The following is a 14,494-nucleotide window of genomic DNA, read 5'->3' as shown; positions in this document are numbered from 1 at the left end:
GGACGCAGGCCGGTTATGCACGGCTCGCCTCCCGTGCTTCGCGCGGCAGCGTCTCCGGCGTGAACATCAGCGTGACCACCGTGGCCAGGCCCAGCAGGATCAGGTAGATCGCCACTGGCGTCGCCGAGTGGTACTTCGCCAGCAGGGCGGTCGCGATCATCGGCGCCACGCCGCCGCCGATCACCGACGACAGCTCGCGGCCGATGCCCATGCCCGAGTACCGCACCTCGGTCTTGAACAGCTCGGCCATGTAGCTCGGCTGCACGCCGACCATGGCGGCCAGCACCACAGAGTCGGCCAGCACGTAGGCCAGCAGCACCAGCGATGGTTCACGCGTGTCGATCAGCCAGAAGAACGGGAACGCCACCAGCATCAAACCGATCGCCCCGGCCATGTACACGGTGCGCCGGCCGAGCCGGTCCGACAGCCGTCCGTACGCCAGTGCCGTGACCGTCACGATCATCATCGAAATGGTCAGCCCTTCCAGCATGACGCCGTTCGGGATGCCGCGGTACGCGCCGTATGCCAGCGAGAAGGCGAAGAAGATGTACGACGCGCCGCCTTCGGCCAGGCGCAGCCCCACCACCATCAGGATCTGCTTCGGCTGCTTGAGCAGGACTTCGACCACCGGCATGCGCACGCCATGGCCGCTGCGCTGGGCCGCGACGAATTCGGCGCTCTCCGGAATACGGCTGCGGATGTAGTAGCCCGCCACCACCAGCACCATGCTCGCGAGGAACGGCACGCGCCAGCCCCATGACATGAAGTCTTCCTGCGGCAGCTTCTGCACGGCCCAGAACGCCGCCGCCGACAGCACGAAGCCGATGGTGGCGCCGCTCGGACTCCATGCGGACAGGAAACCGCGCCGCGCCGGCGGCGCATTCTCGCTGATGATCAGGATGCTGCCGCTCCACTCGCCGCCGGCAGCCAGCCCTTGCAGGAAGCGCAGCGAGACCAGCAGCACCGGCGCCCAGATGCCGATCTGCTGGTAGGTGGGCAACAGTCCCATCAGGGTCGTCGCCAGGCCCATCACGATCAGCGTCAGTACCAGCACCAGCTTGCGGCCATAACGGTCGCCCAGGTGGCCGCAGAGCACGCCGCCGAGCGGGCGCGCCACGAAGCCCACCGCAAAGCCGCCGAATGCGGCCAGCGTGCCGACCAGCGGGTCCGTGCCGATCGGAAAGAACAGCTTGCCGAAAATCAGCGCCGCGGCCGTGCCGTACAGAAAGAAGTCATACCATTCGAGCGCCTGGCCGACGATCGACGTGATGATGTTCCTGCGCAGCGTCGCGCGCTGCTGGTCGGCGGCCGCCGGTATGTCCGTGGTAACCAATGCCTCTTCCGTGCTCATGGTGTCTCCCCCTTTGTCTGCTCAGTTGGTTTCTGTAGTGGTGGCTGCGTGGTCTTGCGGAATGGCGGCGCCCCGCCACGCCCGCACGGTGTCGTCGGTACCGGGTGATGGAATCCCCATCGGGAATGGCCAGTCCGATCCGAACAGCACATGCGAGGCGCCAAACACTTCGGTGGCCAGGCGCAGCCCGGCCGGTTGATGCGCGATGCAATCGGCGTAGAACCGCTTTGCCGCCTGCAAGGGCGGCTCGATCTGCGCCGGCACGCCGGGGCGGCCGCTGTCGAGCCCGCGCTGCAGGCGCCCGCACGCGGCCGGGAACAGGCCGCCGGCATGCGCCAGGCAGAAGCGGATGCGCGGGTACTGCCGGGGAATGTCGGCCATCACCAGCTGCGTTGCCGCCACTGCGGTCTCGTACGGATTGCCCAGCAGGTTTTCCAGGTAGCACCGCGCCAGCCTGCCGTCGCCGCAATGTCCCGGGTGAAGGAAGACGAAGGCGCCGCGCTGGTCCAGCAGTTCCCACAGCGGCCGGTGCGCCGGGTCGCCGTAGTCGATCGCATCGGCACCGCCGGCCGCCAGCGCGAAGCCGGCGCATGGCGCCTGCGCATAGCCCCCGGCCAGTTCCAGCGCGATGGCGGCGTGCTCCATCGGCAGATGCAGCAGTGCGCCGAGCTGCGCGGCGTGGCGCGCGGCAAGCGCCAGCAGGCCGTCGTTCAGGTAACGCGCCCACGTCGCCGCCTGCAACGCGCCAAGATGCTGGCGGTAAAACGGCGGCGGCACCGATACCAGCGCCCGCTGCACGCCATTGGCGGCCATCCATTCAAGCAGGCGCTCGGGCCGGTACAGGTCGGGCACCTTGAGCGGCTGGCCGTCGACCACCATCACGCCATCGGCAAGCCGCCATGCCACGCCTTCCAGGCCCTGCAGCGCCTGCGTGTCGACCGGCACGAGGTGCGCGTGAACGTCCAATGCGATCGTCTGCACGGCGCCCTCCGTTGTCTCAGGATGGTCCATGGCTCACCGTGGCTCGCAGTTGGCATTCATCTCGCCACCCCAGAATTCCGGCGACCATTCCGGCCCCCAGATATAGGGCAGCACCGACCAGTCCCGGCTGATCCACCGGTCGCTGATCTTGTCCATGTCGGCGTAGTACTCCACCCAGCTGCCCCACGGGTCGCGCACGTACTGGAACAGGTTCGACGCCAGCGCGTGGCGGCCCGGCCCGAAACTGTCCCGGTAGCCGGCCTGACGCATGCGCCAGGCGCCCAGGCCGATGTCGTCAAAGCCCCCGACCTGGAAGCTGGCGTGCTGGAAGCCGCGGTGCGTACTCTGGATCAGGCCGAAGCAGTGGTGGTCGATCACGCCTTCGCCCGCCGCGAGGAAGCTGACCTTGCCGACCGCGCGGTCGGTCACGCGCAGTCCCAGCACATCGCACAGGAACCGCTCGGCCTCGGCCAGTTCCGGGGTGAAGATCAGCACATGGCCAAGCTTCAGCGGCGGCCTGCCGCCTTCCAGGTGCTGCCACGCGGCGACGTCCACGCGCGCGCGCCAGCCGGCTTCGTCCCGTCCGTCATGAAGCTGCCGGATCGCCACCGGAATGCGCGGGGACAGGTTGATCCACGTCCCCACGGATCCCGGAACCACAGCCCGTCACGGCAGCCGCCCGGCGGCGCCTGCTCCTGCACGGCCAGCCCGGCACGGCCCAGCTTCTCGATAAAGGCCTCGCGCTGCAGCGGATCGAAATAGAACGAGACGTGATGCAGGCGCTTGCCGGTTGCGGCCGACAACACCAGCTCGTCATTGGTGCGGCCGGGCGAGCGCATCCGCAGCGTGCCGGGCAACTCCTCTGCCGCTTCGAGACCGAAGGTCTGGTAAAACGCCTTCGCGGCGGCAAGGTCAGGCACTTCCAGGCCGAAGCCGTTCAGGCCAAGCACTTTGGGTCCGGTCATCACGTGGAACTCCCTTGTGGCGCGCGCGCGCCGACGATGGATGCGTAGAGGTCTTCGGCACGCTGCGCCGCGATCGGCACGATGGCGGCAACGTGGTCGTCGGGGCGGACCAGCACCAGCGTGCCGTCGGGCACGCCAAGGCGGTCGCGCAGATGGTTGCCGACGTCGAGCAGCGCGCGGTCGCGCAGTCCCGAGTCGAGCGGCGCATCCCAGCGCGACACCACGAAGTGCCGCAGCGCCGGCGATGTGTTGTGCGGAATCCCGGGCTGGCGGCGCACGTCGGCGAAATACAGCGCCAGGAAGCAGTCGTCGACGAGGTCGTGGAGCCGGACAGGCCGGCCGGCCGGGCCATGCAGCAAGAAGTCGGGAATGCGCTCGCCCACCCGCAGTGGCGGCGGCTCGGCCTCGTTGCGGATCATCGACCAGTCGCCGCTGCCGCTGATGTCGAGCCGCACGCCCAGCAGCGTGCGCGTATAGGCATGTCCCCACTCGTGCACCGCGGCCGCGGGATTGTCCTGGCCCTGCATGGCCATGTGGTGGCGGGCGGCCTCGGCCATTTCGCCGGCGCCATCCGCGGCCACCGGCCGCTGCTCGCGCTCGTAGCCGTCGAGCAGGCTGCTGTCGGCCCAGCCGCGCAGCACCCATGCCAGCCGCCACGGCAGGCTGATGGCATCGAGCACGCCGGTGTTCAGCCCAAGCGCCCACATCGGCGTGATCAGGTGCGCAGCATCGCCCATCAGGAATACGCGCTCGCGCCGCCACTGCCGCGCGATGCGGTGATGCACGCGGTAGGTCACCCGTCCGAGCAGCTCCACCTTGTCGACATTGCCGATGAAGCGCAGCACCTTGCTGCGCAGCGCCTCATCGGTCGGTTCGTCGGCATCGCCGGCAAGCGGATACAGGAAACGCCAGCAGTGTGGCTGCCGCACCAGGATCATCCATTCCTGCGCATCCGAGAAGTAGGCAAGGTAGGGATAGTCGCGCGGGTTGGCCACATCCAGGTCGACCTTCAGGTCCACCAGCATGTAGCGCACGTCGAGCGACACGCCGTCCACCGGCACGCCGCATTGCGCGCGCACGGTGCTCCTGCCGCCATCGCAGGCGAGCAGGTAGCTGCCTTCGAAGCACTGCCGGCCGTGCGGTGTATCGAACTCGGCCACCACGCCGCCGGCTTCGGAACGGAACGACACCAGCCGGTGCTGCATCAGCAGGCGGCCCTGCGGCGCCTGCTCCACCGCCTCGCGCAGGATGGGCTCAAGGTGGTGCTGTGGCAGGTTGACGACGAACGGATAGCGGGTTTCCTCGCGCAGGACCGCCGTGCGCACGGAGGCATGCGCGACGTTGGTCTCGCGCTCGATCTCGCCGATCTCTTCCACGCGCAGCGCGCGCTCCAGCACGGCATCGGCCACGCCGTAGCGGCGGAAGGCCTCCAGCGTGCGGGTCAGGATGGTGCCGGCCTTGGTATCCAGCGACAGGCTGCCGTCTTCCTCGAAGATCAGGAACGGGATGCCGTAATACGCAAGGCCGAGCGCAGTGGTCAGGCCGACCGGCCCGGCTCCCACGATCAATACAGGTTGCATGCTTGTAGCTCTCCGGTGGGGTTCATTGCGCTGCGCCGGCGGCTTCGCAGGCGGAGTAGGCATGGTCCCGGCTCACCAGCGATGCGGTCATGGTCGCGGCATCGGACAGCAGGAACAGCAGCGGCCCCGTAACGTCTTCCGGCCGGCCCACGCCGAGCGTGGCGGCCCAGTGCGCGTCGTCGTTGCCGGCGTTGGCGTGGCGGTACTGGGGCGTGTCGATCACGCCCGGCGCGATCAGGTTCACCCGCACCCGGTGCTGTGCAACTTCCTTGGCCGCGCTTTTGACAAAGGCGACCAGCGCCGCCTTGCTCGACGCATAGGCCGCGGATTCCGGCCAGCCGCTGTGCGCAAGTCCCGACGAAAACGCCACCACGCTGCCGCGCCGGCGGCGGATCATGCCGGGCACGACCGCCTGGTAGCACCACACCACGCCGTCCAGATTGACTGCCAGGGTCTTGCGCCACGCCTGCGGCTCGGTGTCGTGCACGGCCTTGCGCGGCTGCACCGCCGCGGCGCAGACCAGGCCGTCGATGCGCCCATGTTCGGCCTCGATGGCCTGCATGACCTGCATCACCGCGTCGCGGTCGCTCACGTCGAGCCGGCGGAACTGCACGCCCGGTGCGTCCGCCAGCAGCCCCGACGCGGCGCGCTCGTCCACATCGCAGACAACCACCGTGGCCCCGGCCTGCGCGCAGGCCCGCGCCAGCCCTGCCCCGATGCCGTTCGCGCCGCCCGTGATCACGATCACGTCTCCGGCTGCATCAAAGGTTGCTCTCATGGCCGGCTCCTCATGTCCATCACGCTCGACTGCTGGTACAGGTCGGCATCGACCACCCGGTTCACCAACTCACCCAGGCCGGTGCCGCGCACGACCACCTCGTCGCCGGCCCGCAGGAACACTTGCGGGTCGCGCGCATTGCCGACGCCGGCCGGCGTGCCGGTAATGACGAGGTCACCGGCCTGCAGCGTCATGCCGAACGAGAGTTCGGCAATCAGTTCAGGAATGGGAAAGGCCATCTGGGACACCGAGGCGTCCTGCATCAGTTCGCCGTTGACCAGGCATTGCAGGCGGACCTCGTTCGGGTCGATCTCGTCGGCGGTCACCAGGAACGGACCCAGCGGCATGGTGCCGTCGATGCTCTTGCCCTTCAGCCACTGCCCGCCGTGGCGCCGCTGCAGGTCGCGTTGCGAAATGTCGTTGGCGAGGCAATAGCCCCACACATGCTGCATGGCGCTTGCCGCGGGAATGCTGCGGCCGTCGGCGCCGATGACCAGCGCGAGTTCGGCCTCGTAGTCCCACCTGGCCGAGACACGGGCGTCAAACGCGATGTCGTCGCGCGGGCCGATCAGCGTGTGCGGGCTCTTGGTGAAGAACGTCGGCGCCTCGGGGCGCGGCACGTCCTGCCCCTCACGCTTGCCCTCGCCTTCCAGAAAGTGGTCCCAGTAGTTCCAGCCAACGCAGAGCACGTCGCGCCGCAGCCGGTGCAGCGGCGGCAGCAGGCGCAGCGCACTGAGCGCGAGCCGCGGCAGCCTGCCGTCGCACCGCGCGGCGGCGACGCTTTGGAGCGCGGGCGCACCACCCGCGATCACATCGCGCAGATCCCCCATGGGCATGGGTAACAGTGCCACTTCCTCGCCTTCGAGCACGCCGATGCGGGGCTGGCGGTCGTACAGGAAACTTGCGAATCGCATGATTGGGATTCCAGTACAGGGGGATTCAGGCGTCGGGCAGCACCGCGATGGCGCTGATCTCGATCAGGTAGTCCGGCGAGACCAGCTTGCTGACCTCCACCATGGTCGAGGCCGGCAACGGCACATGGAAATACTCGCGGCGGATCTTGTGGATGCGGTCGAAGTTCTCGATGTTGCGCACATACACATCGACGCGGCAGATGTCCTCCAGCGTGCCGCCGGCGGCCTCTACCGCGGCCTTGAGGTTTTCGCAGACCTGGCGCGTCTGCGCTTCCACGTCGCCGATGCCGGCGATGCTGCCGTCGGGCCGGCGCGCGGTCATGCCGGAGATGAACACCAGCTTGCCGCGAGCCTCGATGGCGGTGGCCTGCGAGAAATGGCCGTTAGGCTGGCGCAGTGCGTCGGAGTGAATCTGGGTCTTCATGGTTATTTGTCCGTGTGGTCCGTGTGGTCCGTGTGGTCCGTGTGGTCCGTGAGGTTGGCAATGGATGGCGGAATCGCCGCCGGGAGCGCGCGCGCCACGCCGACGATCTCCGTCAGCACCGCGCGGTCAACGTGGCACGTGCTGCCGTGCTCGTGGCGTTTGGCCCAGCCGATTTCGCCGGGGCTGTAGATGCGCTCGGTTCCGGGCGCCCGGTGTGAGTTGCGCACGCCGGCGGCGGCCTGGCTGACGGTGCGCGCGAATGCGCCGGCGTCGCCGAAGTGCGCCACGTCGATCGCCAGGAAAAAGTGCGCGCAGTTGTAGGGCCTCGCGCTGTCGCCATAAAGCGGCTGGACCGCTTCGCCGGTGCCGCCGCCTGACAGTCCGCCGCACAGCATGTCGACCATGAACGCGAGGCCGAAGCCCTTGGGTCCGGCCGCCGGCAGCAGCATGCCGGCGAGCGCTGCCGCCGCGTCGGTGGTGGGCCGGCCGTGCGCATCGGTGGCCCAGCCCGCCGGGATCTCGCGGCCGGCGGCCGCGGCGAGCCGGATCTTGCCCATCGCGCTGGCGCTCATGGCCATGTCCAGCTCGACCGGAATGTCGTCGGCGCCCGGCAAGGCAATGGCGAGCGGATTGTTGCCCACCACGCGCTGCGCGCCGCCCGGCGCCGGCATCAACGGGCGGGTGTTGGACATCACGATGCCGATGCAGTCGTCGCTGGCCAGTGCGCGCGCATACAGGCCAGCGGCGCCGAAGTGGAACGCGTTGCGCACCGCCACGGCGCCGATGCCATGCGTCCCGGCCCGCTCGCGGGCCAGCGCGACCGCATGGAACGCCGACAGCTGCCCCAGCATATTGGCCGCGTCGAGCACCACGCAGCCGCCGTTGTCGCTGACCACGGTTGCCCGCGACGCGGTCGTCACGGAGCCGTCGCGCAGGCGCTGCGCATACATGGGCACGAGCATGACGCCATGCGACGGGACGCCTTCCATGTCGGCCTCGACAAGCGTATCGGCCACGCGCACGGCGTCTGCCTGGGCCACGCCGAGCCGTTCGAAGATGGCGCTCACGGTCGCGCTCAGCGCGTGCGCGTCGGCATCGCAATGGCTGGAAGCGGGGACGGACGTGGGCATCGCGGATCCGGCGCGGTCAGTGGGCATCGCGCTCATCCGTGTACCAGCTCGGCTTCTGCGGATAGTGCGGGCCGTCGTAGATCTCGACCACGATGGTGTCCTCGTGCGCCAGCGTGGGGCCGTGGATGTTGCCCTTCGGGTTCCAGTAGAAGCAGCCTGGTGTCAGCACCACCTGCGTGGCCGTGTACTCGTAGCGGCCCTGCAGGCAGAACATGAACTGGTTCGACGCATGGGAATGCGGCTCCGGAATCGACACGCCCTTGTCGAAGCGGATAAGCGCGATGGAAGCGCCGGAGGCCTCGTCGCGCCACAGCATCTTTTCGTACAGGCCGGACAGCGACTTCGGGCGCCAGGGCATGTCGGCGCTTTGCAGCAGCACTTCCTCGAGTGCCGGCATGCCCGCCGGCAGTTGGGGACTGGATGGGTTCACGATGTTTCCTCCGTTTTCTGTGTCGTCTTGGTCGTGAGTCGATGAGAGGGCCCCGGGCAGGAACACTCAGAGCGCCAGCGATGCCGCCAGGCTGCCGCCGCCGCAGACAAAGAGGTTCTGGCCAGTGATCCAGCTGCTCGCCGGATCGGCGAAGAACAGCACCGCACGCGCCACGTCCTCGGGCAGGCCAAGCCGCCGCGCGGGCAGCGAGGCGGCCAGCGCGCGGGCGCGTTCGCTGTGCTCGGGGAAGTCGCGGGCCAGCATGTCGGTGAGCGTCGGCCCCGGCGACACGGTATTGACGGTGATGCCGCACGGGCCCAGCTCCAGCGCCCAGGTACGCGTCATCGCCGCCAGCGCCGCCTTGCTCGCGCCGTAGGCCGTGCGTCCGGCCAGGCCGACGATGGCGCGCGAGGCGACATTGACGATGCGGCCGAAGTGCTGCGCCTTCATGTGCGGTGCGCACGCCTGCGCCAGCTGCATGGCGCAGCGCACGTGCAGGTTCATCATCAGGTCGAACTCCGCGTCGTCCACGTCAGCCAGCAAGGTGTTGCGCACGACGCCGGCGTTGTTGACCAGGATGTCGATCCCGGGCTCTTGCGCGATGGCAGTCAGGTTCGCGATGCCTTCGGCCGTGGACAGGTCGGCGACAACGCTCGTCAGCAGCGGATGCGAGCGCTCCACCGGGTCCAGCCCGGCCGCGATCACCCGTGCGCCATGCGCCAGCAGCGACTGGCAGATGGCCAGCCCGATACCGGAATTGCCGCCGGTCACGAGCGCGGTACGCCCGCAAAAGGACAATCCGCGTTTGGCGGACGATTTCATGCGCAACCTCCATCGTGGTTTTCGTGATCTGTCAACAGGCGGCGCACGCGCAGCACGCCCGCCGCGTTGTCTTCGTGCTGGTCCAGCCATGCCGCCACGCGCGTGCCCGCCGGCAGCATCGCGTCGGCGAGCGCGAACAGGGTCACGCCCGCATCGAGCCGCACGGCGGCCACATGCACCGGCAGCCGGCCCACGAATGCGGGCACGAGCGTGCTGTGCAGCAGCGCCACGGAAAGCACCACGCCGGCACCGCTGTCGGCCCGGAAGCTGATGCGGTCATGCAGGCACCGCGGGCAATACCGCTGCGGCGGATAGAACAGGTGTGCGCAGGCCGGGCATTGCGGCAAGGCCAGGCCGCCGTCCGGCGTGGCCTCTGCCATGCCTTGCCACGCGGCCGAGCGGCATGCGGGGAATTGGCTGTCGTGGCTCATGCGCTGGCTCCTTCGATGATGGCCGCGCCGGTCGCCAGGCAGCGGTCGTACACGGCCATGCCGTAGCCGCTGGCTAGCCCAAGTCGCGCATCGGCGACCTGGTTGGCGCCGGCCTGTCTCGTGACCTGCCGCAGCACCTCCACCAGGCCGAGGTAGCCGCCGCCGGCGCCGGCCTGCCCGCAGCCAAGCTGGCCGCCGCTGGTGTTGTGCGGGAAGTCGCCCCGGAAGCCGAGGTCGTGCGCGGCAATAAAGCCCGCGGCGGTGCCAGGCTGGCAAAAGCCAAGCCCTTCCAGTTGCAGGAACACCACTGCGGGGTAATCGTCGTAGGTGGCCAGCACGTCGATGTCCTGCGGACCGACGCCGGCCTGCCCATACAGCCGTTCGCGCTCCTGGGCCCAGCCGCCGCGCAGGATGGCGTCGTCGTCGGCGTAGGCGTTGTGGCGCTCCACCACGGCGCGCAGGCGCGCGTGCGGCAGGCCGAGCCGGCGCGCCTGGCCGCGCGACATCACCAGGAAGCCCTCGGCGCCCGCGCACGGCATTACCAGGTCGAGCTTGTGCAGCGGCTCGGCGATCGGCCGGGCGCACAGGTAGTCCTCCAGCGTGATGGGCGTGCCCAGCAAGGCGTGCGGCACGGCGCTGGCGTTCTGGCGCTGGCTCACGCACAGGCGGCCGAAGTCGGCGCGGGTCGCGCCGGTCGCGTCCATGTAGCGCCGGGTCAGGTGCGCGAACGGCATGCTCGGCCCCGCCGCGCCGTACGGATGGATCGCGTCGATGGCCGCCCACGAGAAGCGGCTGGCCAGGCTGGCAAAGCCGCCACGCGGGTTGGTGTCCGCACCGATGCAAGCGACCACGTCGGCGTCGCCGGCCTGTACCGCGCGCGCTGCGCGGCGCAAAGCGATCACGCCGCTGGCGCCGCCGAATGGCACCGACTCCAGCCAGCGCAGCGAAAGGCCAAGCGAGCGCGACAGGCTGGCCACCGGGTCGGGCGGCAGCGTGAAGCTGGACACCGCCAGGCCGTCGAGGCTGTCTTTTGCCAGGCCCGCGCGCGCCAGCAGTTCACGCAGGCATTGCGCCACGTACCAGTCTGCCGGCTCGGTGCTGTAGCGCGCGTACCCGGTGGTGACCGGCACCGTCAGCACGACCTCGGCGTCGTCGTATTGCCGTGTCATCATGCGCTCCCGCATGGCTTGGCCGACGAGTCGTGGCGGTCAGGGCGCTTCTTCAGTGCGCGCAGGTCGAACGCGGCGTGCTCGTCGAGCAACGCGTGCATGGCCTGCTTGAGCACGCCGCGCTGCAGCTTCTGCGACGCAGTCAGCGGCAACGCCGGCACGAAGGCGATATAGCCGGGCAGCTTGAAGTAGGCGAGCCGCTGCGCGGCGGCCGCAAAGATGCCAAGCGCGAGGTCGCGCGTGGGCGCATGCCCCGGCATCAGCTCGACGCACGCCATGACTTCTTCGCCGCGGGTTTCGTCTTCCACCGGGCCGACGCCGACCTGTCGCACCATCGGCAACTGATTGAGTACGGCCTCGACTTCAAGCGAGGCGATGTTCTCGCCGCTGCGCCGGATGATGCTTTTCTTGCGGTCGACGAAATGCAGCGAGCCGTCTTCGGCCTGGCGCACGATGTCGCCGGTATGGAAATAGCCGCCGGCCCACGCCGCCTCGGTTAGCGCCGGCTGGTTGGCGTAGCCGGAGAAGAAGCCGGCGCGCGGGTCGTTGCCGGCGGCGCGTACGCGTAGTTCACCCGCAGCGCCAGGCGGCACCTCTTCGCCTTCTTCGTCGACGATGCGGTATTCCATCTGGGGCGTGGGCCGGCCGAAGCAGCGGGTGCCGGGATGACGCGGATCGAGCTGCGCGGCGACGGCGCCGCCCGCGCCGACTTCGGTCATCGACCACGACTCGACCAGCGCAAAGCCGAAGCGCTCCTCGAACGCGGCATGGTGCCTGGGATGCACGCCGGCGCCGAAGCCGAAGCGGACCGCGTGCGCGCGGTCGCTGGCCTGCTGCGGAAGCTGCAGCAGGATGGCCGGCATGACGCCCAGGTAGTGCACGATGGTGGCCCCGCTCTGCGCGACCGTCTCCCACCAGGTGCCCGGGTGGAAGCGGTCCAGCTGCACGATGCAGCCGCCGCTGAGGATCATCGCCATCGACGAGCACGCCAGCGCGTTCATGTGGACCAGCGGCAGCGGCGTGATCAGCCGTTCCGCGCCGGGCTCGATCCGGCACAGGCCGCCCAGGGCGTTGTACCAGCGGCCGAACGCGAGCATGTATTCATTCGACAGCATGCAGCCCTTGGGCAGGCCGGTGCTGCCGGAGGTGTAGACCAGCGCGCATTCGTCCTCGGCGGCCATGGGCTGGCCCTGCGGCATCGGCACCGCTGCGCTGCCGGTGCCGAGCCGGCACACCGGCGGCAGCGCGGCGCCCATGGCTCCCAGCGCCTGGCCGAGCGCTGGCTCGAGCGGCTGCCAGCGGCCATCCAGCGCCACCACCATCACTGCTGCGCTGTCGCGCAGCACATGCGCAAGCTCCGCGGCGCTGCTTTCCGCATTCAGCGGCACCACGGATACGCCGAGGCCATTGAGGGCCAGCCAGTACAGGAAGAACTCGGCGCGGTTGTCCAGCATCAGCGCGACCCGGTGCCCGCGGGCCAGGCCGGCGCCGCGAAAGTCTGCCTCCAGTTCCCGGATGCGCGCGCACGCGCTGCCATAGGTCCAGTCCACCGCCTGGCCGCCGTAGCCGGCGGTCGCCTGCGCCGGAATATGCAAGAACGGGCGATCCCCATAGCGCAGGCATGCCGCGTCGAATGCCTCACGCACCGAGTAGAAGCCGTCTGCGGGAAGGCGCGCCGGGGGAACCGCCGGCAAATCCGTGGAGAAGCCAATAGACATGGTCATTGCATCGCTTTCGTTGTCGTCTGAGCACCGCCGGGCATGCCGCCCGATCCATCATGGTTCGAATGCTATATCTCAAGTTACTTGAAATCAAGATACATGCGAGCAAATTTTTTGGCTTCAAGTAGAATGCGTATATGACTACTTATGACTACGTGGACCAGTTCCTGGCGGAATGGCGTTCGGCAAGGCCGGACCTTGAGTTGCAGCATGCAGACCTGCTGATCCGGGTGATTCGCCTGGGCGGCGTGCTGGAGCGTGAACTGGGCAAGCTGTCCCAGGCTTATGGGATCTCGTCAGGGCAGTTCCAGGTGCTGGCTGCGCTGCGACGGCGCTATCCGCAAACCGCTTCGCCTTCAGACCTGAGCCGGATCGCGATCCTGACCACCGGCACCATGACCGTGCTGCTGGACCGGCTGGAAGACAAGGGACTGGTGCGGCGCCTGCGCGATCCCAACGACCGGCGGCGCATCGAGGTGGAGTTGAGCGATGCCGGCAAGGACCTTATCGACCGCGCCCTGGACGAGCGGATCGCGCGGCTGAATGCGTTGACGGCGACGCTGGATGCAAAGGAATGCAGTGCGGCGACGCGCGCGCTGCGTCACCTGCTGGGGGTGGTCGACGACCCGGCAGCGCCGGGGAACTGACAGGGTACCGGGCATCTCCGGACCGGCACATGGCACCGGCCCGGTTTGCCTGGGGTCAGTCGGACTGGTACTTGGGCGAACGGGGCCCGTAGAGAATGCCGGCAGGCTGGCCGGCCGACAGCAGCCGGTAGCTGGCTGTGCCCGCCACGCTGTAGCTCGCATCGAACGTGTGGTTCATGACCTGCGTCACCGCCGCGTTGATGAGCATGCCGATCAGCCCGCCGCCACCGCTGGAACTGTCGGTGGCCGACACCGCCGTACCACTCCACAGGACATCGCCCGTCTTGAGATCGACCAGCTTGGCTTTGGCCGCCACGCGGGTCACGCTGCTGATGACCTGGTATTTCGAACCATAGTCGGTCACGGTCACGTACAGCGCGGAATCGGCCCCGAAGATTTCGCGCAGCTTGGCCACCGGCACGGTATGGATATCGCCCGGCACGGTCAGGCCGTTCTGCCGGAACGTCTCTTCAACCAGTGCGACCGGCAACACGTAGTAGCCCGATTCCGCCAGCGGGACCGTCGCTTGCGACAGCATGGCATAGGTGGCCTTGACGTCCGGCGACTCGTTCAGCGGCGGCAGCACCACGATCGAGCGGGGACGGCTGGCCTTGAACGCGGAGTAGTCCACCTGCTTGTTCTGCACCGCGCACCCGGCGAACAGCAGCACGACACCCAGGCTGGCGATATAGGTCAGGAGCCGGCGCATCATTTGACGCTCCCTGCCACGGGCGCGGCGTTGGCGGCATCCGCCTTGATTTCAGTGCGGCTGTCGCTCTTGACGTTACGCAGCAGGAAATCCATGTACGGCGTGGCCTCGGGGAAGAGAGTCTTCTCGGTCTGGAATTCGCTGACCATCTGGTCCGGCTTGCCCAGGTTCAGGTACAGCATGCCAAGCTGGGCATGGTAGCCCGGCGGCACGGAGCCGCCCTTGGCCTGGATCTTCTGCAAACCCGCTTCCAGCGCGGTGACCTGCGCCTCCCTGGACTCGCCCTTGAAGTACTCATAGACCTGGGCCTGATACCCCTCCCACTGATACATGGGCTGCGGACCCGCACAGCCGGCAAGCAGAATACTGCCGGCGGCCGACAATAACGCTGCGCTGCGCAGCGTGACCGTTTGCATCATCATTGTTCTCTTTTTGGTGAAAG

At 68.5% G+C, this 14,494-nt stretch carries 17 protein-coding genes; 1 reads left to right on the top strand and 16 read right to left on the bottom strand.

The features are described 5' to 3' along the window. Window positions 1-13 precede the first annotated feature (13 nt). The 14 genes from CTP10_RS18510 to CTP10_RS18445 all read right to left on the bottom strand — a co-directional run bounded on the left by CTP10_RS18510 (window position 14) and on the right by CTP10_RS18445 (window position 12,699). On the bottom strand, window positions 14-1,351 hold the full coding sequence (locus tag CTP10_RS18510; protein ID WP_116318832.1) for an MFS transporter: 1,338 nt from the start codon (window positions 1,349-1,351) through the stop codon (window positions 14-16). Between the two features lie 21 nt (window positions 1,352-1,372). Next, on the bottom strand, window positions 1,373-2,332 hold the full coding sequence (locus CTP10_RS18505; protein WP_158577661.1) for an amidohydrolase family protein: 960 nt from the start codon (window positions 2,330-2,332) through the stop codon (window positions 1,373-1,375). Window positions 2,333-2,365: 33 nt separating this feature from the next. Next, entirely contained in the window at window positions 2,366-2,887 is a 522-nt protein-coding gene (locus CTP10_RS18500) for a VOC family protein (RefSeq protein ID WP_158577662.1), read from the bottom strand. Further along, complete coding sequence (locus CTP10_RS18495; protein ID WP_158577663.1) at window positions 2,839-3,297, bottom strand: VOC family protein; 459 nt, start codon at window positions 3,295-3,297, stop codon at window positions 2,839-2,841. The genes CTP10_RS18500 and CTP10_RS18495 overlap by 49 nt, the downstream gene beginning before the upstream one ends. Next, window positions 3,297-4,877 carry an FAD-dependent monooxygenase gene (locus CTP10_RS18490; protein WP_116318835.1) on the bottom strand — a complete coding sequence of 527 codons (1,581 nt, stop codon included), beginning with the start codon at window positions 4,875-4,877 and terminating at the stop codon, window positions 3,297-3,299. The genes CTP10_RS18495 and CTP10_RS18490 overlap by 1 nt, the downstream gene beginning before the upstream one ends. A 22-nt stretch (window positions 4,878-4,899) precedes the next feature. After that, a complete protein-coding gene (locus CTP10_RS18485) occupies window positions 4,900-5,655 on the bottom strand; it encodes an SDR family NAD(P)-dependent oxidoreductase (RefSeq protein WP_116318836.1) in 756 nt (251 codons plus the stop codon). Beyond that, the gene (locus CTP10_RS18480) at window positions 5,652-6,569 is read right to left on the bottom strand and encodes a fumarylacetoacetate hydrolase family protein (RefSeq protein ID WP_116318837.1); all 918 of its coding nucleotides are present in this window, start codon (window positions 6,567-6,569) and stop codon (window positions 5,652-5,654) included. Before CTP10_RS18480 ends, CTP10_RS18485 begins: the two co-directional genes overlap by 4 nt. Window positions 6,570-6,594: 25 nt before the next feature. After that, complete coding sequence (locus CTP10_RS18475) at window positions 6,595-6,993, bottom strand: RidA family protein (protein ID WP_116318838.1); 399 nt, start codon at window positions 6,991-6,993, stop codon at window positions 6,595-6,597. A 2-nt stretch (window positions 6,994-6,995) separates the two neighbouring features. After that, window positions 6,996-8,123 carry an Ldh family oxidoreductase gene (locus tag CTP10_RS18470; protein WP_116318955.1) on the bottom strand — a complete coding sequence of 376 codons (1,128 nt, stop codon included), beginning with the start codon at window positions 8,121-8,123 and terminating at the stop codon, window positions 6,996-6,998. Window positions 8,124-8,139: 16 nt separating this feature from the next. Then, window positions 8,140-8,553, bottom strand: a complete 414-nt coding sequence (locus tag CTP10_RS18465) for a cupin domain-containing protein (protein WP_233528080.1) — start codon at window positions 8,551-8,553, stop codon at window positions 8,140-8,142. A 66-nt stretch (window positions 8,554-8,619) separates the two neighbouring features. Further along, on the bottom strand, window positions 8,620-9,375 hold the full coding sequence (locus CTP10_RS18460; RefSeq protein WP_116318839.1) for an SDR family NAD(P)-dependent oxidoreductase: 756 nt from the start codon (window positions 9,373-9,375) through the stop codon (window positions 8,620-8,622). Further along, window positions 9,372-9,806 carry a Zn-ribbon domain-containing OB-fold protein gene (locus CTP10_RS18455; protein WP_116318840.1) on the bottom strand — a complete coding sequence of 145 codons (435 nt, stop codon included), beginning with the start codon at window positions 9,804-9,806 and terminating at the stop codon, window positions 9,372-9,374. The genes CTP10_RS18460 and CTP10_RS18455 overlap by 4 nt, the downstream gene beginning before the upstream one ends. After that, window positions 9,803-10,978 carry a thiolase family protein gene (locus tag CTP10_RS18450; protein ID WP_411860268.1) on the bottom strand — a complete coding sequence of 392 codons (1,176 nt, stop codon included), beginning with the start codon at window positions 10,976-10,978 and terminating at the stop codon, window positions 9,803-9,805. Before CTP10_RS18450 ends, CTP10_RS18455 begins: the two co-directional genes overlap by 4 nt. Then, entirely contained in the window at window positions 10,975-12,699 is a 1,725-nt protein-coding gene (locus CTP10_RS18445; RefSeq protein ID WP_116318842.1) for an AMP-binding protein, read from the bottom strand. The genes CTP10_RS18450 and CTP10_RS18445 overlap by 4 nt, the downstream gene beginning before the upstream one ends. Before the next feature lie 134 nt (window positions 12,700-12,833). Here CTP10_RS18445 and CTP10_RS18440 point away from each other — a divergent pair, with 134 nt between their 5' ends. Then, window positions 12,834-13,343: a MarR family winged helix-turn-helix transcriptional regulator gene (locus CTP10_RS18440; protein WP_116318843.1), complete on the top strand. Its 510-nt coding sequence runs from the start codon at window positions 12,834-12,836 to the stop codon at window positions 13,341-13,343. A gap of 55 nt (window positions 13,344-13,398) precedes the next feature. On the opposite strand, the gene CTP10_RS18435 is transcribed toward CTP10_RS18440, so the two are convergent. Further along, on the bottom strand, window positions 13,399-14,055 hold the full coding sequence (locus tag CTP10_RS18435) for a DUF799 domain-containing protein (protein WP_116318844.1): 657 nt from the start codon (window positions 14,053-14,055) through the stop codon (window positions 13,399-13,401). Further along, entirely contained in the window at window positions 14,052-14,471 is a 420-nt protein-coding gene (locus CTP10_RS18430) for a DUF4810 domain-containing protein (protein ID WP_116318845.1), read from the bottom strand. Before CTP10_RS18430 ends, CTP10_RS18435 begins: the two co-directional genes overlap by 4 nt. Window positions 14,472-14,494 lie beyond the last annotated feature (23 nt).

This window comes from Cupriavidus sp. P-10 (genome assembly GCF_003402535.2).
Taxonomy (GTDB): domain Bacteria; phylum Pseudomonadota; class Gammaproteobacteria; order Burkholderiales; family Burkholderiaceae; genus Cupriavidus.
The sequence above is the reverse complement of the archived record's forward strand: the minus strand, read 5'-3'. Positions and strand labels throughout refer to the sequence as shown.